General features: G+C 65.2%; 20 protein-coding genes and 5 tRNA genes. 12 read left to right on the forward strand and 13 right to left on the reverse strand.

Going from position 1 to position 20,796, the window contains the following annotated elements; translation table 11 throughout:
- The 3 genes from LZ198_RS08910 to LZ198_RS08920 all read right to left on the reverse strand — a co-directional run.
- A partial coding sequence (locus tag LZ198_RS08910; RefSeq protein WP_253971474.1) for a phage portal protein occupies positions 1 to 688 on the reverse strand: 688 nt, incomplete at its 3' end.
- 28 nt (positions 689 to 716) lie between these two features.
- Positions 717 to 2,129: a terminase large subunit domain-containing protein gene (locus LZ198_RS08915; RefSeq protein ID WP_253971475.1), complete on the reverse strand. Its 1,413-nt coding sequence runs from the start codon at positions 2,127 to 2,129 to the stop codon at positions 717 to 719.
- Positions 2,122 to 2,592, reverse strand: coding sequence for a hypothetical protein (locus LZ198_RS08920; protein ID WP_253971476.1), 471 nt, complete (start codon positions 2,590 to 2,592; stop codon positions 2,122 to 2,124). Before LZ198_RS08920 ends, LZ198_RS08915 begins: the two co-directional genes overlap by 8 nt.
- 315 nt (positions 2,593 to 2,907) lie before the next feature.
- Here LZ198_RS08920 and LZ198_RS08925 point away from each other — a divergent pair, with 315 nt between their 5' ends.
- Positions 2,908 to 3,921, forward strand: coding sequence for a toll/interleukin-1 receptor domain-containing protein (locus LZ198_RS08925; protein ID WP_253971477.1), 1,014 nt, complete (start codon positions 2,908 to 2,910; stop codon positions 3,919 to 3,921).
- A gap of 36 nt (positions 3,922 to 3,957) precedes the next feature.
- Here the strand turns inward: LZ198_RS08925 and LZ198_RS08930 are convergent, their stop codons facing one another.
- Positions 3,958 to 4,674: a sigma-70 family RNA polymerase sigma factor gene (locus LZ198_RS08930; protein WP_253971478.1), complete on the reverse strand. Its 717-nt coding sequence runs from the start codon at positions 4,672 to 4,674 to the stop codon at positions 3,958 to 3,960.
- 541 nt (positions 4,675 to 5,215) lie between these two features.
- Between LZ198_RS08930 and LZ198_RS08935 the strand changes: the two genes are divergently transcribed.
- The 3 genes from LZ198_RS08935 to LZ198_RS08940 all read left to right on the forward strand — a co-directional run bounded on the left by LZ198_RS08935 (position 5,216) and on the right by LZ198_RS08940 (position 9,915).
- Complete coding sequence (locus LZ198_RS08935) at positions 5,216 to 7,504, forward strand: VapE domain-containing protein (protein ID WP_407667389.1); 2,289 nt, start codon at positions 5,216 to 5,218, stop codon at positions 7,502 to 7,504.
- A gap of 646 nt (positions 7,505 to 8,150) precedes the next feature.
- Positions 8,151 to 8,561, forward strand: a complete 411-nt coding sequence (locus tag LZ198_RS43630; RefSeq protein WP_407667390.1) for a DUF11 domain-containing protein — start codon at positions 8,151 to 8,153, stop codon at positions 8,559 to 8,561.
- A 109-nt stretch (positions 8,562 to 8,670) separates the two neighbouring features.
- Positions 8,671 to 9,915 (forward strand): PD-(D/E)XK nuclease family protein, encoded by a 1,245-nt coding sequence (locus LZ198_RS08940; RefSeq protein WP_253971480.1) that lies wholly within the window; start codon positions 8,671 to 8,673, stop codon positions 9,913 to 9,915.
- A 104-nt stretch (positions 9,916 to 10,019) separates the two neighbouring features.
- Here the strand turns inward: LZ198_RS08940 and LZ198_RS08945 are convergent, their stop codons facing one another.
- Both LZ198_RS08945 and LZ198_RS08950 read right to left on the reverse strand, forming a co-directional pair.
- A complete protein-coding gene (locus tag LZ198_RS08945) occupies positions 10,020 to 10,457 on the reverse strand; it encodes a hypothetical protein (RefSeq protein ID WP_253971481.1) in 438 nt (145 codons plus the stop codon).
- Positions 10,432 to 10,977: a hypothetical protein gene (locus LZ198_RS08950; RefSeq protein WP_253971482.1), complete on the reverse strand. Its 546-nt coding sequence runs from the start codon at positions 10,975 to 10,977 to the stop codon at positions 10,432 to 10,434. Before LZ198_RS08950 ends, LZ198_RS08945 begins: the two co-directional genes overlap by 26 nt.
- A 44-nt stretch (positions 10,978 to 11,021) precedes the next feature.
- Between LZ198_RS08950 and LZ198_RS08955 the strand changes: the two genes are divergently transcribed.
- Positions 11,022 to 12,950 (forward strand): DEAD/DEAH box-containing ATP-dependent helicase, encoded by a 1,929-nt coding sequence (locus LZ198_RS08955; RefSeq protein WP_253971483.1) that lies wholly within the window; start codon positions 11,022 to 11,024, stop codon positions 12,948 to 12,950.
- Here LZ198_RS08955 and LZ198_RS08960 read toward each other — a convergent pair whose 3' ends face one another.
- Positions 12,951 to 13,217 (reverse strand): hypothetical protein, encoded by a 267-nt coding sequence (locus LZ198_RS08960; RefSeq protein WP_253971484.1) that lies wholly within the window; start codon positions 13,215 to 13,217, stop codon positions 12,951 to 12,953.
- A gap of 239 nt (positions 13,218 to 13,456) precedes the next feature.
- Between LZ198_RS08960 and LZ198_RS08965 the strand changes: the two genes are divergently transcribed.
- The 6 genes from LZ198_RS08965 (at position 13,457) to LZ198_RS08990 (ending at position 18,276) form a co-directional block, all read left to right on the forward strand.
- Complete coding sequence (locus LZ198_RS08965) at positions 13,457 to 13,987, forward strand: hypothetical protein (RefSeq protein ID WP_253971485.1); 531 nt, start codon at positions 13,457 to 13,459, stop codon at positions 13,985 to 13,987.
- Between the two features lie 84 nt (positions 13,988 to 14,071).
- Entirely contained in the window at positions 14,072 to 16,081 is a 2,010-nt protein-coding gene (locus tag LZ198_RS08970) for a DNA polymerase (RefSeq protein WP_253971486.1), read from the forward strand.
- Positions 16,082 to 16,137: 56 nt separating this feature from the next.
- Positions 16,138 to 16,308: a hypothetical protein gene (locus tag LZ198_RS08975; protein ID WP_253971487.1), complete on the forward strand. Its 171-nt coding sequence runs from the start codon at positions 16,138 to 16,140 to the stop codon at positions 16,306 to 16,308.
- A complete protein-coding gene (locus LZ198_RS08980; protein WP_253971488.1) occupies positions 16,305 to 16,853 on the forward strand; it encodes a hypothetical protein in 549 nt (182 codons plus the stop codon). The genes LZ198_RS08975 and LZ198_RS08980 overlap by 4 nt, the downstream gene beginning before the upstream one ends.
- Positions 16,854 to 16,858: 5 nt before the next feature.
- Positions 16,859 to 17,059 carry a helix-turn-helix domain-containing protein gene (locus tag LZ198_RS08985; RefSeq protein WP_253971489.1) on the forward strand — a complete coding sequence of 67 codons (201 nt, stop codon included), beginning with the start codon at positions 16,859 to 16,861 and terminating at the stop codon, positions 17,057 to 17,059.
- Positions 17,056 to 18,276 (forward strand): tyrosine-type recombinase/integrase, encoded by a 1,221-nt coding sequence (locus LZ198_RS08990; RefSeq protein WP_253971490.1) that lies wholly within the window; start codon positions 17,056 to 17,058, stop codon positions 18,274 to 18,276. Before LZ198_RS08985 ends, LZ198_RS08990 begins: the two co-directional genes overlap by 4 nt.
- A 103-nt stretch (positions 18,277 to 18,379) precedes the next feature.
- Here LZ198_RS08990 and LZ198_RS08995 read toward each other — a convergent pair.
- The 6 genes from LZ198_RS08995 to LZ198_RS09020 all read right to left on the reverse strand — a co-directional run bounded on the left by LZ198_RS08995 (position 18,380) and on the right by LZ198_RS09020 (position 19,117).
- Positions 18,380 to 18,454, reverse strand: a tRNA-Pro gene (locus LZ198_RS08995).
- 25 nt (positions 18,455 to 18,479) lie between these two features.
- Positions 18,480 to 18,555: transfer RNA gene (locus tag LZ198_RS09000), tRNA-Pro, on the reverse strand.
- 13 nt (positions 18,556 to 18,568) lie between these two features.
- A tRNA-Leu gene (locus tag LZ198_RS09005) sits at positions 18,569 to 18,642 on the reverse strand.
- Positions 18,643 to 18,683: 41 nt separating this feature from the next.
- Positions 18,684 to 18,755: transfer RNA gene (locus LZ198_RS09010), tRNA-Ala, on the reverse strand.
- 25 nt (positions 18,756 to 18,780) lie between these two features.
- Positions 18,781 to 18,852, reverse strand: a tRNA-Gly gene (locus tag LZ198_RS09015).
- A gap of 97 nt (positions 18,853 to 18,949) precedes the next feature.
- Positions 18,950 to 19,117: a hypothetical protein gene (locus LZ198_RS09020; RefSeq protein WP_253971491.1), complete on the reverse strand. Its 168-nt coding sequence runs from the start codon at positions 19,115 to 19,117 to the stop codon at positions 18,950 to 18,952.
- A gap of 251 nt (positions 19,118 to 19,368) precedes the next feature.
- Here LZ198_RS09020 and LZ198_RS09025 point away from each other — a divergent pair, with 251 nt between their 5' ends.
- Positions 19,369 to 20,748, forward strand: coding sequence for a hypothetical protein (locus LZ198_RS09025; protein ID WP_253971492.1), 1,380 nt, complete (start codon positions 19,369 to 19,371; stop codon positions 20,746 to 20,748).
- The last annotated feature ends 48 nt before the right edge of the window (positions 20,749 to 20,796 follow it).

The following is a 20,796-nucleotide window of genomic DNA, read 5'->3' on the forward strand; positions in this document are numbered from 1 at the left end:
AGGCATTCTTCGTGAAGCGCGCCGCGTGCTCGTCCGTGTCGACCTCGTCGCCGAGCGCGTAGGCGATGCCGATGCCGCGGCCGAGCGGGTCGGCGGGGTTCAACCGCTTCACGTAGACGACGCTCACAGCGGGCAGTGAGAACAGGCGCCCACCGGCCGTCACCGTGAAGGTCCGTTCCGCCTTCGGCTTGCTCAGGTCCGGCAGTGCGAGCACGCAATCGGGCGGCACCGGCCACAGGCCCACGGGGACGCCAGCCACCTCCTCGAGGACGGCGAAGAACTCGCCCGTCAGGTCGTAGTGCAGGCAGAACAGCTTCGCGAAGTCGCGGCCCGTCATGAAGTCGTTCGGGTCCGCGAGCAGTCGCAACAGCGGATGGTCCGGCAGCTCCGCCGCGCCACCCAGGTCGACGAGCGACTTCAACCGCTCCCGCCGCACGTCACCGCAGGCCCGCCGTAGCGACACGTCTACAAGCGCCTTCCGCGTCCCCGGGTCCTGCCGGATGAATGCTCGCCACATCACGTCCGCGAACGCGTCGCCCACCGTGTCGACGATGGTCCCCAGCCACGGCATTTCGGCGTAGGCCGCAAGCAGCGCGGGCACCTCCCGGCGCGGCGGGGCGGACGTCCACCGGCTCAGCTCCAGCCCCGTCCCCTTGCGCTTGCTGCCACCGCCGAGGGCGGCGCGCATCCTGTCGAGCATCCCCATACCCATCACCTCAGACGGCGAAGAACTGTTCGGAGAACACGAGGTCGTGGACGCCCCAGCAGAAGGCGTCAGCCCTGTCATCTCGACGGCCCGCGATGCCCGCGAACTTGCTGAGCTGAGCCTCCAGCTTGGGGAACGTGCCCACGAACTCGACGCGACCCGCTTCGGCCAGCGCGGACACGGGCTCAGCGCGCTTGCTCTTCGCGCTCGTCGCCCGGACGGGCTTCACGTTGACGCTCACGCCCATCTCGCCCGCCACCGTGGAGATCAGCGTCTCCACCATCTCCCCACCCGTGTTCACCTCCACCACGAGCGCATCGCATCCCCACTCCAGATAGGCGCGGATGGCCTTCGTCGCCCACTCACGGGGACTCGCCCGGCACGACAGGTCGGCGAGCACGGACACCCGCTTCAACGGCACGTTGTCGGGGCCAAAGAGCGCGCTCGACTTGCACCCTTCGACGATGATTCCCGTTTCGTCCGAGCCCGTTTCGCTGGTGGGGCTCGGGTCCACGCTGACGATTCTGCGGTCGAGCTGCTGGGCGTACTCGTGCGGGTCCGTGTCGACGCGCCGCCACTTCGCAGAACCGAAGATGGCGCCGGGCACGTCGAAGAGCAGGCGTCCGAGCACCTCTTGCTGACCCCATCGGGTGTTCGCCAGCGCCCGCATGTTGGCAATCGCCGTGGGCGCCAGGTTCGCGACGTTGCTGAGCGACGAGCCCGAGCGCAGCACCACTCCCGGCTTGAGAATCTGCTTCTCCGAGTCGGCGAAGAGCAGCTCTTCAATCTTCTTCAGCGGGCGCGGCGTCCCCGTCAGGAGGAGCTGCGGCGGGTCCTCGCGCGAGCCGATGCGAAGCACGAGGGGAAGCTGGTCGACCGCGGCCATGTCGTGTTTCCACGAAGCCGGCTCGTCGCCCCAGCCCCATCCGGCATTCGGGCCGCGCAGTCGGTCGGGCTTATCCGCCGAGTAGCAGATGGCATAGACGCCGTTCGGCCACGTCACGCGCCGCTTGCTGGGCTCGTACTTCGGCGTGAACCACGGGGGCGACAGGGCGAGGATGCCGGACGCGCCGCGAATCATCGTGTCGCGCACGTCCGCCGCCGTCGGTCCAACCAGGGCCCCGACGCTCTTCGCCTGCCACGCTTTCTTGATGACCCACCGCGCGCCGCACCACGTCTTGCCGAAGCCCCGCCCGGCCATGACGAAGCACGTTGAGAACTTGTCCGGCGGCACCTGCTCACGCCGCGCCCAGAAGTCGAGGTCGTAGACGAGCAGCTCGATTTCCTTGTCGTCGAGGCCGCCGAAGAGCTTCGCGAGCTGCGCGCGGGAGCCCGCCGTCTGGACCATGCGCGACGCGGGCGACTCGTGGGGCCCGAGGTTCTCTGCGAACTTCCCCCAGGCCCCCGTCAGAAGGCTACGCATCGGTGGCCCCCTTGTCGTCGAGCTGCTCGGGCGTGGCGGCTTCGGCAGGTGCCGGCAGTTCGTCGGGCAGGAACTTCCCGAGGCGGTCGATCAGCAGCTCGCGCAGGGCGGCAGTGTCGGCGGCTTGGTCCTCGGGGCTCTTCGCCTCGACGTTGTCGCGCCGGCCGTACAGCTCCGGGAAGCGGCGGGACAGCAGCCATTGGACGTGCTTGGGGTTCGTCGTGGACGCGGCCTGGAGCGTCTCTGTCGCGCCCTGCATGAACTCGGCTTCCGCCTTGTTCACCGCGACGAAGAACTCGCGGTAGAGCCCGCGCGTCTCGCTCGCGCCACGGTGATACCACCTGGAAACGGAGTGCTCTTCGACGCCGCAGAGTCCCGCCGCAGCTCGACGAAAGAGCCCATTTCTCAGGTGCTCGCAGAATGTCTTAATCAGCTCGTGCGTGAGCTTTGTATGGGCAGGCACTCCCTCTAAATGGGTGTGACTTCCGCGAGCGGTTCACGAACCCTTCAGATTTATCGGGGCCCCACTGAACACATCAGCGAGTTTGGCCGGAATTTCTCAAAAGTGGTGCGCGCCGAGCAAGCCAGAATTCGGCCCACAGAAAGGAATTCCTTCCCGGGGGCCTCGCAGGAGCCCCCACACCTGAACACACCTACACACCTCAACAAGATCACGATTCAGCGGCTTGCAACTCTCGGACTACAAAATGGATCAAGGTCATGCCCAGGCATATTAGGCTCTCGAACGAACTTCGGTGTCCTGACACGACATTAGGCGATGCCCAAAAATCCAATCACACGCCCCAGCACTCGGCCCCTCTTCATTAGCCACGCCGCCGCAGACAAAGACCTCGTAAACTTCTTCATTGACACGATACTAATCAGAGGGATTGGGGTTTCCCAAGAAGCCATCTTCAACACATCCGCAACATCAGGCCCGATTGCCCCGGGCTCGAACTTCACCGAAGACATCAGGCACGCGCTACGCGAAGCCGAATTCATAATCGCGGTCATTACGCCACTGTATTTCCAGCGCGCATTTACAATGGCCGAACTGGGCGCGGCATGGGCATTCGAACGACTCATTCCAATCCTCGTGCCTCCTCTTGATTTTGCTGATGCAGAAGGCATCCTCAAGGGAACCCAATGCCTAAAAATCGACAACAAGTCGAACCTATCATCAATATACGATCAACTCGCAAAGGCAGCACATCGGAGGAAAAGCTGGATATCACCATCAGGCCACGGAACCTTCGAAGAACAACGTGACACATTTTTGAATGGCCTCCAGGCGCGAATCAATACCACGACAAATCCACCTCCCCCTACCTCCACACCTCAGATCGCCACAAAGACAGCATCAAAACCTCAAACACCGGAAGAAGCCAGACAGGAATTCAAAGCTCGAATACTAGATCTCAAAGCAGCCCTAGCACTACTGCCACCGATTGTTCGTCAGGCATTCTTCTGCAAAACCACTGCGACAGGCGGACTCAAGCTCCCGTCAGGCGACGTCGAATTGGCGGACGCATTGCATCGCGGGCTCGTGACCACAAGTCAATACAGCAACGGATTCATCATCACCAAGGAGGTCTTGGTCTATCCTTCCGAGAACAGTCAGCTCAACAAAGATGTCGACGACCTCCTCATTAAGCTCACCGTCTTCATTGGACGCGCCCCACCCGCATTTCGCCGTGACTACGAAAACAGCCACGGCCACCCGGCGGACCTTCGGGTTGCTCGGTTCTGGAATACACACAATCTTCGCGGCCTTGCGCCCCAAACCCCTTAGGCTTCAAGTCGAGACCACCCCTCCCAAAGAGCAGCCCTATGTCTGCTCTCTCTCCAGAAGCAAGAGACGCAACTCATCCAATACACGCACAAGCATCCTATCGACGCGGCTCTTCGGCGCGCCCCATGCTTCTGCGACGGAGCGCACCGACTGCGCGGGGCAGCCGAGCCCGAACACGCGGGAGACGAGGTCGAGCTGCTCGGGGGACAGTCGTCGCACGGCATCGAGCACGAGGGCTCGACGCTCAGCCGCCAGCAGCATCGCCTCGGGCGTCTCGTCGTCGACCTCGCGCCCCGAACGCTCCCGCAGTGAGGTTTCCAGGGCCTCGATGAAAGGCTCATTGCCCAGGACACCGTCCGAAAAATGAGACGGTATGTCTATGCATTGGACGCGTGTGGCGTCGCTGCCGGTGTCCTGAGCTGAACGCAGAGTCCGGCCCTTGTGAGCCCCATCGCTCAGGTGAACGTCGCTGGCGTGCATGCGCGCGTACTGTTCGCAGGCCGTGCGCGCGCGGAAGTAGGCCACGTCGGCGAACGACTGGCGGCCCCTCGTGGGGTCGAACTTGTCGACGGTGCGAAGCACGGCCATCGAGGCGACCTGCGCGAGGTCTTCAGGGGACACCGTGCCCGCGAAGGACAGGCAGCACCCGACGGCGCGGCGGATGACGGGGCTCACGGACACGAGCAGCTCGGCGGACAGCACGCGCTCAAGCTCGGCGTCCCTGTCCTCTCGGGCCTGAACGATTCGCGCCACGAGGACAGTCTGCTGCGCTGCCTCGGTGGCGTACCTGTAGCGTGCAATGGCCCTCCCTGCGGCGGCCCTGAAACATTTGGGCTCGTGATACATCGCCCCGCGCGAAGCACGCCGCGTGCCGACCCCATCCCATTCACACACAGTCTCAGCCACGGTGTATCGCCACCCTCACCCGGACTCGGCCGCATGAAGCCGGCCCAGCGGCAGGAGTGCCGCTTCACCGTGTAAATGGGTGTGACTTCCGCGAGTGGCTCAGCGCGAGAGTCCCCGGCAGTGCGTCAGCCTCAACAAGGGTCCAAAGGGGTACGCGTAATATCCATAGAGCACGCTCACCTCATCTATGTACGTATCCCCCTTGTTCTTACTCCTACATCTTCTTTGGCTTAGGGAGTTATACAGAGTGGTTCTGCCAGCTTGATGATTGCCACCGCGAAGAAAAATCGCCGTGTGAGCCACCGCCAGAATCCACACCCATTTACGCAGGGTGACCACACCATCTTCAGTTGCCCCTGCCGCCCCTCCTGTCCACCCCGGCGCCCCTGTGCGAGTCGCGCTCTACGCGTCCGCTCAGGACAACGTGCCGCAAGTCGTCGACCTGTCATGGCCCGAGCTGTCAGCAAAGCTCGTCGCCCACCGTCGCAGTCAGTGCCCTACGTTGCCGTGTCCGCGCGGGTGCCCTGCGAAGAACGGCCCCGCTTGGAGCCCCGTCGACATCGTCGAGCGACGACGCACCGAGAACGTGCGCGCCGTCACCGTGGCCGTCTTCGACCTGGACCACCTCAACGCGCCGCAGCTCTCGTTCCTCGATGCCGTCGAGCGCCACGGACTGGCCTACGCCCTCCACTCGACGCACAGCAACCGCCCGCCCGACGACTACTGCCTGCGGCTCGCCATGCCGTTGTCTCGGCCCGTCCTGCCCCGGGAGTGGCCCGCCGTGCGTGAGGCCGCAATTCGGATGCTCGGGCTTCCCGCCGACCCCGCCACGAAGGACTTGGCGCGCATCTACTACCTGCCCGACGTGGCCACAGGTGCCGAACCCTTCGCGGCGAGTGGCGAGGGGGCGCCCCTGGACGTCGACGCGCTGCTCGCCATGGCACCTTCGGGCCTCCCCACGGCGGCCCCGGTGCCTACGGCTACCCCCGAGGCGCCCGCCGACCTGTACGAGCTGCGGGCCCTCTTGCGCCGTATCCGCAAGCCCGAGCACGTCGTCATCGTGCGACGGGTCCTCGCGGGCGAGCCCCTGGCCCCCATTGGCGGGCAAGACACGGCCCTGAACGCCCTCATGTCGTGCGCGGCCTTCGTCCTGCCGCTCAGCACGCCCGAATCGGCCATCGTCGAGCTGTTCCGCGCGTCGTTCGCGGCAACGGACTGGCGGGAGGGCACCGAGCACCTGTGCGAGCAGGCCCTCTTGAAGCTGCGACGCCACCGGGAGAGGCGCCGGGCTAGGGATGCCGGGCGGCTCGCGGAGAACGACGCCATTTGGAAGGCACTGGGCGGCTCGGCCCCGGAGGCCCCCTCACAGGACGCGTCAGGCGGAGAGGAAGACACCCCATCCCCCGACAACTGGATGAGCAAGCTCACGCTCGACCCGGGCAAGGACGGCACGAACAAGATTCGCAACAGTGAGGCGAACGTCTTCGCGGTGCTGCTCAACTCCCCCGAGTGGCGCGGCGTGCTCCGCTTCAACGAGAGCACCAAGCAGCTTGAGGTTGATGGCGGGCCGCTCGGGATGAATCCGGACCTGGAGACGCTGGACGTCCTCGTGGCCAACTGGATTCAGCAAAGCACCTATGGCCAGCTCGGCCTGCGCCCCAAGGCGCTGACCGTCTCGCAGCAGATTCTCGGAGTCGCGAAGCGGAACAGCTACGACCCCGTCGCCGAGTACCTGGGGGGACTGGTCTGGGACGGCACGCCGCGGCTCGACGAGCTGCTCGTGACGTACTTCGGCGCCCGAGGGGATGCCCGATACCTGCGGGCCGTCGGCGCGAAGTTCGCCATCTCCGCTGTCGCGCGCGCCCTGCGCCCCGGGTGCAAGGTCGACACGGTCATGATTCTGGAGGGGCCCCAGGGCCTCCGGAAGTCGACCGCGTTCCGCATCCTCGGCGGGCGCTACTTCACCGACGCGTACATCGACGTGACGAACAAGGACAGTGCGATGCTGGCCTCTCAGTATTGGCTCATCGAACTGGCCGAGCTGACCACGTTCCGGAAGTCAGAAGACCAGGCCCTCAAGGCGTTCCTCACCAGGACGGAAGACACCTACCGGCCGCCCTACGGACGCACCAACGTGAAGTCCCCGCGCCGTTGCGTGTTCGTCGGAACCACCAACGAGGACGACTACCTGCGGGACCCCACGGGCCATCGGCGCTTCTGGCCGGTGAAGTGCAGCCACATCGACACCGACGCCCTCGCGCGCGACCGTGACCAAATCTGGGCCGAAGCCGTCGCGCGCTTCAACCAGGGGGAGTCGTGGTGGCTCACGTCCGAGGAAGCGGCGGGCGCCGAGCAGCAAGCCGCCCTGCGCGCCGAGAACTACGGGGACAGCCGCAAGGAAGTCATCCTGAAGTGGCTGCTGGAGATGCCGGCCGACAAGCGCCCCAACGACGTGACGATTCTCCACGTCGGCGTCGAAGCCTTCTCACTCCACCCTGCCCAGGTCGACCCGCGCATCTCCCGCGAAATCGGCGCGGCCCTGAAGGCGCTGAACTTCACCCGTGGCCAGCGTCGAATGGGCGATGGGACACGGCCGCTCGTCTACTACATCCCGGACGAACTCCGGAACGCGCCCATGGAGAAGCGTGACCATGCTGGGGCGAATATGCGGGGTTGATTTCACCGCCCGGCATTCGAGCGTCTGCGCGAGCGAACCACTCAGACACACCCAAGCGCAACAAGGTGGCACGAGCTGACGCTTGGTGTTCACTGATGGCTAATCCAGAAGGCGTGACTTGCCAACCATTCAGTCCTCCATCTATCAAACGGCAAGCCAATCAAGGAGGCTGTTCATGCAAGGCAAAATGATGGACTTTCGCCCATTCGTCCTGGTCGTCGCAGTCGCGTGCTTCGCTGGGACATGGGGAGGCAGCGTCGCATTCGCCGCGCCGATCAACAACACCAGCTCAAGAGGCGAGCTAGTCATTCACGTCGACGACAACGAGTTCCACTCAGGCCAGACAGTCGTGTTCACTCACACATTCACTCATCAGAGGGCGCAAGACGTATCCTCGATGTCCGTAGAATACTCTCTAGCAGGACTCCTGGCGCTAGACCGGTGCGAACCCGCAGCCGCTTGTAGTTCCGCGTCAAACAGCTTCACAGCGGTAGTCGCCCCGCCAGACCTCCCAGCCAATCAAACTCGTGTGGTCACGGCATACTTCACCGTGTTGCCGCTTTCGAGCCCGGTGAGTGCCGCTACGCGACCGCTCTTCATCATTCAGGAAAGAGGAGGGACAGCATCAAGCGAGCGCATGCCATTCATGAGCTATACCGTCTACCCTGGCGAAGCTGACTTGGCCGTTGGGCTGACTGCCCAGGCGCCACTCTTGGGGGCGAACGTGCTCTACACCTTGACGGTGACAAACAATGGTCCCCACGCTGCGTCATCCGCAACAGTGACGACAACTCTACCTGCTTCAGCGACATCCATCACTTCGACGGATTGCACCTTTGATGCGACTGCTGGTGAGGTCACGTGTCCGGTGGGCGCACTGGCGAACGGATCGTCCTCAATCAAGACCTTCCGCGCGAACTACGGGCTGCTGGCGCTGGGGCAGTTGAATGCAACGGCAACGCGAGTCGCGAGCAGCCCGGCCGACCCTAACGCGCAGAACGACAGCGCCACAGCGTCTTGCACCGCCCTTACGTCGTTGCTCATTACCTGCCCGTAGGTGAATCACATGAGCCACTCTTAGAAACCGCACCCATTTAGGAAGGGTGACGCCCTCCTGCAAAGCTCCCACGAACAGCCCCTCCGTCGTTGCAGGGGTCATCCAGCGGTTGAGCGTCTCGCAGCTCAAGCGCCACAAGCAGTGCCCCCGCGCGTGGTACTTCGCCAAGGTGCTACGCGTCCCCGAGCCCACCACGGGGGCGCAGCAGGTCGGCACCGAAGGCCACGCGCAGCTTGAGCACTTCCTGTCGACGGGCGAGGACGTGCTGGGCGCGTTCGCGAAGTCGGGCGCCCACCTCCTGCCGACGCCCGGCGCGGACCTGCTCGTCGAACAACCCCTCGACGGTGAACCGCCACTGACGGCGGGCGGCATCCCCTTCACCGGGTTCATCGACCTTGTCGACGCGCGACAGCTCGCCTCCGACGGCGTGCTGCGCATCACCGACCACAAGTTCACCAGCAACATCGCAAGGAACGCCGCGACGCGCGAGCAGCTCGCCGACGCTGACACCGAGCCGGGCTTGCAGATGCTCGGCTATGCCGCGTGGGCGCTCCGCCAGGTCGAGCGCTTCCCGGGCCTGCGCGAACTGGAACTCGAACACCTCTACTACCAGACCCGAGGCCAGCGCCTTGCCGCGTCCGTCCTCGCCTCCGTGCCCGTTGAGCACGTCGAGCGCGAGTGGAGGACGAGGGTCGAGCCCCAGGTCGAACAGATGAAGGCGCACGCGCAAGCCGCCCGAGCTTCCGACGTGCCCGCGAACTACGGCCCCGCCTGCACCAAGTACGGCGGGTGTCCGTTCATGGCGAAGTGCCTCACAGGAGGAAGCAAGACGATGTCTCTACGCGACAAGCTGCTCAACAAGTCCGACCTGCCCGCCGTCCTGCCGCCCGATGCGCCCCAGCCCACGCCCGTCCAGGTGGCGCCCGAAGTCACCGAGCAGCCCGCCCCCGAGGCCGAGCAGCCCGCGCCGAAGCGTCGTGGACGGCCGAAGACCACGAAGCCCGAGCAGCCCAAGAGCGACCTCCGCGTCCTGTTCATCGACTGCATCCCGACGAAGCACGACGGGCCGCGCGCCGAGTCCCTCGGGCCGCGCGCCGAGTCCCTCACGGCGTACGTGGACGAGCTGCATCGCAAGGTCGCCGAAGCGGGCGGTGTCGACGACGTGCGCTTCGCGGGCCCGGACTCGCCGCTGGGCTTCGGGAAGTGGCGCGGGGCGCTGGCCATGGCGGCGCGTGCCGAGCTGCCCCCTCCCGGGAACTACGTCGCGCTGGGGGCCGCCCAGTCCGAGCTGATGCAGGTCATCGTCGAAGCGCTGGAGCCTTCCTTCGACGTGGTCGTTCGCGGGGTCCGCTAGACAAGGCCCTTACGCGCCTACGGCACCGAGTGATTGGCATCCCATCTCGTCCAAAGAACCCTCTCAAGAACAGAAATGCCTCAACCCCAGAAAACATCGCCACCTCACGGCATTGATTCAGCAAGATATCTAACGAACTCCCTCAAATCCTCCCGACGAATAACCGGGTCTCCGATGCTAATTGGCCGGCGAGCAGGATTTCCCATTACATCCTTCTCAGAAACAGCTAACGGCCTTCGAACCAACACTGTCTTTGTTCTTTCTTTGCCACCCAAAACGGCCATCAGATTGGAAGACTCGTATGTTGTCTCTTCCTCTTGCGGCGAAGAGGCTACAATGTAGCCACCGGCATGTGTCGTAACCATTACACTGGCTTTCCTGACAACAAGAGGCACATTTCCGATTTCTTCAATTTTCGGACCAACCGCAAGCACCGCCAAGATTTCTCCCTCACGGATCTTGTCGATTTCAGACCCAACGAGAATCAAGTTCCTGTCATCCAAAATCCTAACGACGTTAAGGATCGGAATCTGAGACGACATTCCTATCTACTCCTTTCAAAGATCTGCGCTTGGTCTTCACAGGCGATTGAGGAGGCTGCGCCATCTGCTCCTGCACGACAGCAACAAGCTTGGCAGCCTCCGCCTGGAAGATTGATTTGGTCTCAATGGCGATGCGCTCATTTACTGCCTGGTCGCGTTCAGTCCGAGTGTCTCGGAGGAGGTCTTCGTAATTCTTCTCCGTCTTCAATACGCTCTCCAGCGCTCGTCGACACTCACTCAGGCGCTTGAGTTCAAAAAAGAAGAATCCGCCAAACCAAGCGGAGATCAACGCCAAGAGCATCGCAATCAGTATTGAGGCAGTTAACTGATGAAGAGCAATCAGCCCAGTCAATACAATAGCCAGAAATGGCAAGGCACTAGCAGAAACCTTAAATGCGCTACCTACTGAATCAACAATGCGCCCCTTTAGTGCCGCCTCGGCATCGTCGCGCGCTTTGGTTCCTGCTGATGAGGTGGATCCTGGGTCCATAGGCTCGCCAAGGCTGAACTTCTCGACCATCCCGACTTACAGCCTCATAGCGCGGCAGCCCTCTCACATCAAGCATGAGACTCCTTCACCGCATCCACCCGGGCGCGGCGCCGCATGCCGAGCACCCCATCACCGTTGCGCCCGTTGTCGTCGCGAAGCTCACAGGCGACCGCGCCACCTTCACGAAGGGGCAGCCCGTCGGATGGTCCCCGGACCTCGCTCGGGTGCTCGACCTCCCACGCCGGGACCTCGCGGGGAGCTACAGCCGTGCGGACTTCGCCACGCTGGAAGCCTCGCTGCGGGCCCCTCCTGGAACGCCCTGCACCTGCGCGACGCTCGGGAAGCGGTGCCCGTCGTCGTTGCTCCCCATCCAGCGCCTTGCCTTGCTGGAAGCCGCGCGCACGGGTGGCGGGCTCTTCCCCATCGGAGTGGGCCACGGGAAGACGCTGGTCGACCTCCTGCTTCCCCTGGTCATGCCCGGCTGCAAGGTCGCCGTGCTCCTCTTGCCGTCCAACCTGCGCGCGCAGCTCGTCGACGTGGACTGGCACTTCTACGGTGGGCACTGGCGCCTGCCCAATCTCGCGGGCGGCAGGTGGTTTCGACCTGGCTTGCCGGTCCTCCACGTCATCACCTACGAGAAGTTCAGCACCCAGGAAGGCACCGACCTCCTGACGCGCATCCGCCCCGACCTCATCGTCTGCGACGAAGCCCACAAGCTGAAGGACCGCAAGAGCGCTCGGACGGGCCGGTTCCTGCGCTACCTGGAACAGCACCTCGAGACGCGCCTTGTGGCCCAGTCGGGCACCCTGGCGACGCGAACGGTGAAGGACTACGCCCACCTCGCGGAGTACGCGCTACGCGACGGGAGCCCGCTCCCACTCAATCGCCATGTCGTCGAGGAGTGGGCCGCGGCATTGGACCCAGGCCATGCCGTTGCGCCTCCGGGCGAGCTGCTCAGGCTCGTTGACCCGTCACACCCACTCGACCCGCTCGAAGGGGAGAACGAGACCGAGCGCGAGCGTCGACGAGTACGAGACGCCTATCGACGGCGGCGCAACGCGACCCCGGGTGTCGTGGCCACGGACGAGAGTGCCGTCGGCATGCCCCTGGTCATCCGCACCCGCGACCCAGGCAAGGTCCCCGACGAGCTGCTCGCGCACATTCAAACGGCGCTCGGCGGACAACGCCCCGACGGCGAGGAGTTCGTCGACGAGCTGCAACGCGTGGCGTGTGCCCGGCAGCTCGCGAGCGGCTTCTTCCACCGCTGGCGCTACCCGGCCATCCAGGGAGTGCCGCAGGACGTCGAGCTGATTGCCCGGTGGTTCTCACGCCGGCAGGAGTTCAACCGGGAGCTGCGCGAGCGCCTCAAGCGGCCCGCCGAGCACCTGGACTCCCCGGGGCTACTCGTGCGCGCCGCGATTCGCGCTCACCAATCCCCACCCTACGACGGGGAGCTTCCAACGTGGCGCGCGGCGTCCTGGCCCGCCTGGGGCGAGATTCACAAGCGCGTCGTCCACGTCACGGAGGCCGTGTGGCTGTCAGACTTCATCGTGAAGGACGCGGCGAAGTGGGCGCTGCGCAAGGGACAGCCGGGAATCGTCTGGGTTGAGTTCCCCGAGCTAGGCGAGCGCATCGCGAAGGAGGCGGGCGTGCCGTTCTACGGCGGCGGGCCGGAAGCATCGGCGACCATCATCCGGGAGAGTGGGAGGCGCTCCATCGTCGCGTCACTGCGCGCCCACGGGACGGGCAAGAACCTGACGATGTTCTCGCGGATGCTGTTCGTGAACCCGCCCGCCGACGGCGCCGCATGGGAGCAGGCCATCGGCCGATGCCACCGACAGGGGCAGCTTGCGGACGAAGTCGAGGTGGAGCTGTACCAGCACACCGCCGAGCTGACGGGCGCATTCGAGAAGGCCCGCGACTTCGCTCGGTTCATCGAACAGACGGAGGGCACGACGCAGAAGCTGAACCTCGCGAGCTACAACGCGGCGTCATGGCCCTAACTACACACCTCTCAGTTCAACATCCACGATGCGATAACGACGGCGCTCGCTCAACTCTGCGGACCATCGGACCTCACTTTCCGCCCTCTCCATGAGCAGGGAGACCTCTTCGTTCACGCTCGCGGGCGACGACAGCCATTTCGTCCCGAAGGGCTGGTAGGACTGAATCTCTTGCGTTCCGTCGCGCTGCTCAAGAAGGACAGGATCGCCTGACTTCGTCAGGGCCCAAACAAGCAAGGTCCCTCGCTCCAAGTCGAGGTCCACCATCGTAACGAACTCGTGAGTCCCCACCTTGAATGTTCTCTTGGCGACCGCACCCATTGAGTCCCTCGCTTTCCAAGTCAGCTTGCCAGTCGATTCTACGCCAAACTGAGCAGTCCTTCTTCGAGGTCACGATAGCCCCAGCCCAAATGAATTTCAGGCACTGAACCATTCCCAGAATCCGCACCCATTTACGTGGGGTCAGCGCACTTCGCTGCTGACGCAACCCAAGGACCCACGTAGCTATGAACAACGCACTGACGAAGATTGCCACCGCCCAGGCCGCCACCGGAGGCCGCTACCCCCGCTTCGGGGACTACCTGTTCGAAGTCGCGGTCATCCGCATGAAGGAGGGGTTCAAGGGCGACTCGGCCATTGCTGAGCTGAAGGTCCGCGAGTCCTCCCCCTTGCCGGGTGGCGAGTCCCCCAACCGCGTGGGCGAGACGGTCGACTACGTCGAGAACCTGTCCGACCAGAAGAAGGGCGGCGGCGGACGTTTCAAGTCCTTCCTGATGACGCTGGTGGGCGCCGAAGAGCACGAGTTCGCCAACCCGGCCGTCCTGAAGAAGTTCTTCGACGAGCGGCAAGCCGGCACGCACCTCCTGATTCGGTGCGAGGTCTTCCCCAAGCAGCTCCCCGTGAAGGACGGCCACGCCGGCAAGGTCATCACCGGCTTCCGCTGGTCCCACGTCGAGCTGAACGACGAGCAGCTCGCCCAGGCCGAGCAGTCGCGCAAGGCGAGCAAGCTGCCCGCGCTCTCCGACGCCCTCGCCTGATGCCGGACGGCGACTGACGGCGCGCTTTTCCGTCGGCGGCTGGCCCACGACACGGGCCGCTCTCCCTCCCACACAAGGCATCCCATGAACCTCTGGTCCTTCGACACGGAGACGTGGCTGATTCAGCCCGGATTGCTTGCGCCCCCTCTTGTCTGCGGGAGCATCGCGACTCGGGCCCCAGGCAGCGAACGGCTGCTCGACAAGGCCCAGGCTCGGGAGTTCTTCCGCGAGGCCATCGCCGCGCCGGACACGCACCTTGTCGGGGCCAATCTCGTCTACGACCTGGGCGTCATGGCGGCGGATGACCCGCGACTCGTGGCGCCCATCTTCGCGGCGCTCCAAGCGGGCCGCCTGCATTGCGTCCAGGTCCGCGAGGCGCTCATCGACATCGCGCGGGGCGTCTACGGCGTTCATCCGTTGACGGGTCGAAGGCTCGACGACGACGAAGGCGCCCGCTACCCGCTCGCGCTCCTCGTTCAGCGTCACCTGGGGCTCGACATCAGCGCGGACAAGCATGCCCCGGACGCGTGGCGCCTTCGCTACGCGGAACTCGACGGCGTCCCTGTCGAGCGCTGGCCCGCCGCGGCTGTCGAGTACCCGAAGCGCGATGCTCGCTACACGCTCGACGTCTACTTCTGCCAGGAGACCCTCGCCCGCGAGGTGTCCAACGGCGGCAACCTGCATTCCGAAGCCGACCAGATGCGCGCCGCCTTCGCGCTCCACCTCGCATCCATCTGGGGATTGCGCACGAATGGTGTTGCCGTGGCGCAGCTCCGGGAGCGCGTCGAGCGGGAGTGGAACGAGAACCGCGCGAAGTTCCAGGCGGCGGGCATCTTCCGGGCGGACGGCACGAAGGACTCGAAGCGCCTCGCCGCGCTCGTGACTGCCGCGTATGACAGTCAGCCGCCCATCACTTCCCCCAGCGACCGATTCCCCGACGGTCAGGTCGCGACCGACCGTGACACGTTGCTGGGCTCAGGCGACCCCATTCTGGAGGAATTGGGGCGAAGTGGACGCGTCGACAAGTACAAGTCCACCTACCTGGATGTCGTCGAGGCCGGCACCACGCACCCCATCAACCCGCGCTTCAACGTGCTGGTGTCCACGACGCGCGTCAGCTCCGACTACCAGCAGCTCCCTCAGAAGGGCGGCATTCGCGAGGTCCACGAAGCGCGGCCTGGGTTCGTCTTCTGCTCGGTCGATTATGGCGGCCTGGAGCTGCGCACCATGGCTCAGCGGGCCATCTGGGAACTGGGCTACTCGAAGATGGCCGACGCCCTCAACAGCGGGCTCGACGTCCACACCCTTGCCGCGGCCGAGTTCCTCGGGACGAGCTACGCCGAGCTGCTGCCGTTGGTGAAGGCGAAGGACCCCGTTGCCGTCTCCTACCGGCAGCTCGCGAAGATTCTCAACTTCGGCAAGGGCGGCGGGATGCGAGCGGGAACCCTCGTCTACAACGCGCGCGCCAAGGACCGCGTCTCGTTCTGCCTTCTCGCCAAGCGAGCCGAAGAGTGCGGTGTCACGCGCGAGGAAGTCACCGTCCAACGCAAGCCGAAGCGAGTTTGCCGGGGCTGCCTCCTGGTCGCGAAGGAACTGGACGAGCTGTGGATGCGGGCATGGCCCGAGCAGCGCGAGCTACAGGAGAAGGCACAGGCACTCTCCTACGGCGGTGGCTTCGCGGACGTCATGATTCCGGGCGTCAACATCCTGCGCGGCATGTGCGGCTACACCCAGATTCTGAACACGCCGTTTCAGGGCTTGGGCGCCGTCGGGTGCAAGCTGGCCATGTGGCGCGTCAGTCGCGAGATGTACGTCGACCGCCGCTCACCCCTCTACGGCTCGCGAATCGTCCTCAACATGCACGACGAGCTGCTGAGCGAACTACTCGCCGACGACGCGCAGCGGTTGCACGACGCGGCCGAGCGCAAGGCGTACCTCATGCGTGAAGCGATGAAGGAGACGACTCCCGACCTGGCGCCGGCAATCGAAGCCGAGCCCGCGCTGTCTCGGATTCTCTCGAAGGATGCCGCCACCGTGCGCGACAGCTCGGGGCGTCTGCTGGTCTGGGAGCCCTCCGCGAAGCGCGCGGCCTGAACCACTCGCGGAATCCGCACCCATTTAGGGAGCACACGCCCTGAGAGGTGCAACGCATGGCCACGCGAACCAACGCGTCCGAGCTGCTTCCGCTCCCGTCCCCCTACCTCGAAGACGACATCGACGACGCGGTCGCCTTCGATGTCGCCGACTTCGATGAACTGCGGCTGCTGTCCGCGCTCGACGGCGAGCCTGTCGCGCTCCACTTCCAGGTGGCCGAGCTGTGAGGCTCCTCGTAGCGCTCGACCCTGGGCTTCGCGAGTGCGGCGTCGCGCTCTTCGACCTCGACACGGGCGAGCTGCTCGTCGCGGGCATGCCGACCAATCCCGAGTCCAAGGCCCGTGGGCTGGCGGCATGGGCGGGCATGGCCACAGCCGCAGCCGCGTTCGTTTCGTCGTTCCTGGAGCCGCTCAGGGCCGCTGGTGAGGCCGTCGCTGTCGTCGTCGTGAGCGAGTGCCCCCAGGTCTACACGGCCGGGAAGAGCAAGGGCGACCCGAACGACCTCATCGAACTTGCCGGTGTCGTCGGTCGCGTCGCGGGTGCGTTGGGGGCCACGTCGGAACGGAGCGTCTTGCCCCGCGAATGGAAGGGGACGCTGGATGCCGACGTGATGGTCGAGCGCATCAAGACGCGACTGGACAAGCGGCCCTGCGAACACCTCCGCGTCCAGCTCCCTCGCGCCCAGGACAAGCAGCACAACGTTTGGGACGCGGTCGGCATCGGGCTCTACGCCCTCGGTCGCCTCGCACCCCGGAAGGTCTTCCCCAGGTGAGCGCCATGCATCCTCCTGAGTTCCTCACCGTCGACGAAGCCGCGGCGATCCTCCGGGTGAACCGAAAGACGCTCTACGAGTCGATTCGCCTGGGGCAGATGCCGGGGGTTGTTCGCATCGGGAAAGCACTGCGCATCCGTCGCGCGGCACTGGTAGAGTCCACCCCCGGGAAGGGCCGCGATTCTGCGCTTAGAGGTCGAGAATGAGCGTCAGATTGCGGACGTGGACAACGAAGAGCGGGAAGTCAGAGGAGACGTGGCAAGTGGACTTCGTGTTCCAGCATGCGGACGGACGGAAACAGCGAGTCGTGAAGTTCTCGCCTGTTCAGACCCGTCGGGGTGCTGAGCAATACGAACGCGAACTGCGCAACGCCCTTCTCAACGGGACTTTCGGAAAGGAGAAGTGCGGCGAGGAGAGCGCCATCACGCTCGCGGAGTTCACCCCGCGTTTCCTCGTCTACAGCGAGAACAACAACAAACACTCAAGCGTCGACAGTAAGAAGATGATTCTTGCGCTTCACATCCTTCCCTTCTTTGGGAAGTCGCCACTCGCGAGCATCGGCCCTGCCGAGGTCGAGGACTTCAAGGCGCACATGCGCAAGAAGAAGTCGGCAGCGCGCGCCCACAAACAAGCTTCTCTAAAAGCCAGCACGAGGGAGCGGCAGAACGTCGAGCCCAAGAACCTGAGCTTGAAGACCATCAACAACGTCCTGACGGTGCTTCACAAGCTGCTGGCCATCGCGGAGGAGCAGCGAGTCATCCAGCAGGCTCCGCGTGTGAAGCTCTTCGGGAAGCTGCCGAAGCCGCCCTACGACTTCCTGACCTTCGAGGAAGCCGAGAGGCTTGTCGCCGTCGCTGAGCCCGAGTGGCGTCCTATTTTGCTCGTCGCCCTCAAGACTGGGCTACGGCAGGGGGAGCTAATCGGTCTCCAGTGGAGTGACCTGGACTTGCCGCGCCGCACGCTGCACGTCCGCCGGTCTATCTGGCGTGGTCTAGAGGGCTTGCCGAAGGGCGGGCGTGAACGGGCTGTCGAACTGCCCGCATCGGTGGTTGATGCCCTCAAGGCCCATCGGCACCTTCGGGGCCGGTTCGTCTTCTGCCAAGAGGACGGGCAGCTCCTTACGAGAGGAAAGATGGAATCTCCTCTTCGTCGCGTCCTCCACGCGGCAGGCATCACCCGTGAGCAGGGGAAGATTGGCTGGCACGACCTGCGGCACACCTACGGCAGCCACCTCGCCATGAGGGGTGTTCCGCTGAAGGTGATTCAGGAGCTGATGGGGCACGCCACCATCGAGATGACGATGCGCTACGCCCACCTGAGCCCCGACACTCGAAGAGATGCGGTCAGCGTCTTGGACCGCGCTGTTGCTCCGGCATGCGACATACGTGCAACACGAGAGGAGGAGGCCGCTAACCACCCGTAACTACTGCACCCTAAAGCGCTCCGACAGGGAATCGAACCCTGTTCACACGGTAGACGGCCGTGCTGCGATCCAATCGCATCCCGGAGCATGAAACGACGACACATCTGGATGACAGGATTTGAACCTGCGACCTCACGGATCCGAACCGTGCGCTCTGGCCAGACTGAGCTACATCCAGGAGACATCCACTGCTTCACCACGAGTCGGGACGACTGGATTCGAACCAGCGACCTCGCGCACCCCAAGCGCGCGCTCTCTTCCAAGCTGAGCTACGTCCCGTACTGGACCACCATGCCGCGAGCGGGATTCGAACCCGCAACCTCTGCATTCTGAGTGCAGCGCCTCTACCCGTTGGGCCACCGCGGCGTTCAAGACAGACATCGAGACAACGACTGCGTTTGCTGAAGTGGAGCCGCCGGGGATTGAACCCGGGACCTCTCGGATGCGAGCCGAGCGCTCTCCCGCTGAGCTACGACCCCATGAATCACGTCGGGAACGACAGGAAGCAGCCAGCGGGAGTCGAACCCGCGTCGTCCTGAGTGGCGCTCAGGTGCCTTGCCTCTCGGCCACGGCTGCGTGTGGTGCTGCCCGGTGGAAAAGCGAAGGGCCGGGACCCCTTTCGGGAGCCCGGCCCCTGGCATGCCGCGCCACGTTCGAGAACGGGCGCGTCAGGTCAGGCTCCGGGCGGAGGACCGCCACCGGCGATATCTCCCAGCAGGGCCGGGGCAAGCGCGGGGGCAGGGGCGGCGGCCAGCGCGACGGGCGCGAGCGCATCGATGCCGCTGACAAGATCGTTCAGGTTCTCAGGATTCATCGGGCTCAGCAGGTTCGTCGTGTTCATGGTCACCGCCTCCTTTCAGCGGAAAATGACGCGCCCTCAATCACAGCCCTGACACGCTCGAATATCCGCGTCTGTTTTTCGGGCGCATGTCACATGTCGGGCCGGGGGGACGGCCGGCCAGGCATCCATGAGCCGACACCCGCTGCCATCGGGGGCTGACCGGGCCCCCCGGTTGGGAGTAAGAGGCGGGTGAAGGCCCGTACCGCCGAGCGCCCTTGCCGGAGGGGCTCGGAGGTCAGGGATGACCGCCGATGAAGACCGCTCGCCCCCTCCTCATCCTGGCCCCCCTGGCCGCGCTCCTCGCCTGTGCCTCCGACGAGCTGCCGCCGTTGTGTGGCGTGGACACAGGGCTGACACCTCGGCTCGACATCCCCGTGTTCCCCGTCCATAGCGAGGTCTCGGTCCGGGTGGATGTCGCCTCGAGCCTGCTGACCTGCGACAGCGGGCGCACGGTGCAGTCGCCCGACACCGCCCGGGTGGAGGTGTACGACCCGGACAACCACCTGGTGGACGCCGACGTCACCATGGACGTGGCCAGTCAGGTCGCCACCGTCCGGTTCAAGCCGGCCCTGGTGGGACGGCACCATGTCCTCCTCGCATTCTCCCCGGTGGGCGGCATCCAGCAGTTCGGCCTCTACGCGTCGGAGCCCTGGAGTGGCACGGAGACGCCCGTCACCCTGTCGCTGCCCCGGTGCACCCAATTGGACCGCACCGCGCGCGGGCTGTGGCTGTGTGACGGTGTCGCCCTGCGCGAGCCCACGGGCCGGGCCCAGAAGCTGGGGTCCTCCAGCGTCCCGCCGGACGTGGCGGTGGCAGGGGACATCGTCTGGGTGGTGGGGGACGGGCGCGTGCGGCGCTTCAAGGACACGGGCACCGGCACCGACCTCGAGTTGACGGGGTCCGTGCTGCAGAGTCCCCAGGCCCCGCTCGACAACATCCAGGCCCGGCTCGCCACCGAGACCGAGCTGGTCGTCCTGACCACCGACATGCTCGTCCGCTTCGTGTTCACCGCCGACGGCGTGCTCACCATGTCCCCTCCGACGCCGTGGCAGCAGCCCACGGGGGCGGCGGGCACCTTCGGCGCCGACAACGCCCGGGGCCTGCTGGTGCGCGCGTCCGAGCGACGGGTGTTGACGGTCAGCCTCTCCTCGGGGGACCGCAGCGATATCTGTCCCTTCGAGCTCGACGCACAGGGGGCGTACGCCTTCGCACAGGAGACCTGCCAGTCCCTCAGGGGCCGGCCGGCCGGCCTCGAGGAGGGCATCCTCTGGACCCAGGTGGGCACCCGACTGGGCTCGTCCCTGGAGGGGCGGATGCTCCACCGCTGGGGCCTCGAGGATGGCTGGCTCGTGGAGTACGGCTCGCTCATCCTCGACCCCTCGCTCGAGGTGCCCGACGCCCCCCTGCGCGCGGGCTTCGTCGTGCCCACCGTGCTGACGTTCCCCCGCAACCTCGCCACGGCCTCGCTGCCGCGCCAGTTGCCCGGACGCCTCGCGCTGGGGCTGGAGCTGTTGCCCCCCACCCTTCCTCCGTCCGAGGGCGCCCGCGTCACCTCCACCCGCTTCTACTGGGGCGGCGACGCCCGACAGAACGGCGGGTCCACGGTCGTGTATACGCAGACACCCCACTGACGACCTCGGGCGCCGGGCCTGGGACACTCTCTTGGAGCCCACACGGCC

Origin of the sequence: Myxococcus dinghuensis (genome assembly GCF_024198235.1) — a bacterium.
In the GTDB taxonomy this organism is placed as follows: Bacteria; Myxococcota; Myxococcia; order Myxococcales; family Myxococcaceae; genus Myxococcus; species Myxococcus dinghuensis.

What these genes read in the sequence shown, in the direction of transcription:
- LZ198_RS09025 (WP_253971492.1), top strand. Translation starts at nt 19,369, where the DNA reads ATGAAGACCGCTCGCCCCCTCCTCATCCTGGCCCCCCTGGCCGCGCTC.
- LZ198_RS08960 (WP_253971484.1), bottom strand. Translation starts at nt 13,217, where the DNA reads ATGGTGGACCTCGACTTGGAGCGAGGGACCTTGCTTGTTTGGGCCCTG.
- LZ198_RS08990 (WP_253971490.1), top strand. Translation starts at nt 17,056, where the DNA reads ATGAGCGTCAGATTGCGGACGTGGACAACGAAGAGCGGGAAGTCAGAG.
- LZ198_RS08970 (WP_253971486.1), top strand. Translation starts at nt 14,072, where the DNA reads ATGAACCTCTGGTCCTTCGACACGGAGACGTGGCTGATTCAGCCCGGA.
- LZ198_RS08985 (WP_253971489.1), top strand. Translation starts at nt 16,859, where the DNA reads ATGCATCCTCCTGAGTTCCTCACCGTCGACGAAGCCGCGGCGATCCTC.
- LZ198_RS08945 (WP_253971481.1), bottom strand. Translation starts at nt 10,457, where the DNA reads ATGTCGTCTCAGATTCCGATCCTTAACGTCGTTAGGATTTTGGATGAC.
- LZ198_RS43630 (WP_407667390.1), top strand. Translation starts at nt 8,151, where the DNA reads ATGAGCTATACCGTCTACCCTGGCGAAGCTGACTTGGCCGTTGGGCTG.
- LZ198_RS08915 (WP_253971475.1), bottom strand. Translation starts at nt 2,129, where the DNA reads ATGCGTAGCCTTCTGACGGGGGCCTGGGGGAAGTTCGCAGAGAACCTC.
- LZ198_RS09020 (WP_253971491.1), bottom strand. Translation starts at nt 19,117, where the DNA reads ATGAACACGACGAACCTGCTGAGCCCGATGAATCCTGAGAACCTGAAC.
- LZ198_RS08975 (WP_253971487.1), top strand. Translation starts at nt 16,138, where the DNA reads ATGGCCACGCGAACCAACGCGTCCGAGCTGCTTCCGCTCCCGTCCCCC.
- LZ198_RS08950 (WP_253971482.1), bottom strand. Translation starts at nt 10,977, where the DNA reads ATGGTCGAGAAGTTCAGCCTTGGCGAGCCTATGGACCCAGGATCCACC.
- LZ198_RS08955 (WP_253971483.1), top strand. Translation starts at nt 11,022, where the DNA reads ATGAGACTCCTTCACCGCATCCACCCGGGCGCGGCGCCGCATGCCGAG.
- LZ198_RS08965 (WP_253971485.1), top strand. Translation starts at nt 13,457, where the DNA reads ATGAACAACGCACTGACGAAGATTGCCACCGCCCAGGCCGCCACCGGA.
- LZ198_RS08925 (WP_253971477.1), top strand. Translation starts at nt 2,908, where the DNA reads ATGCCCAAAAATCCAATCACACGCCCCAGCACTCGGCCCCTCTTCATT.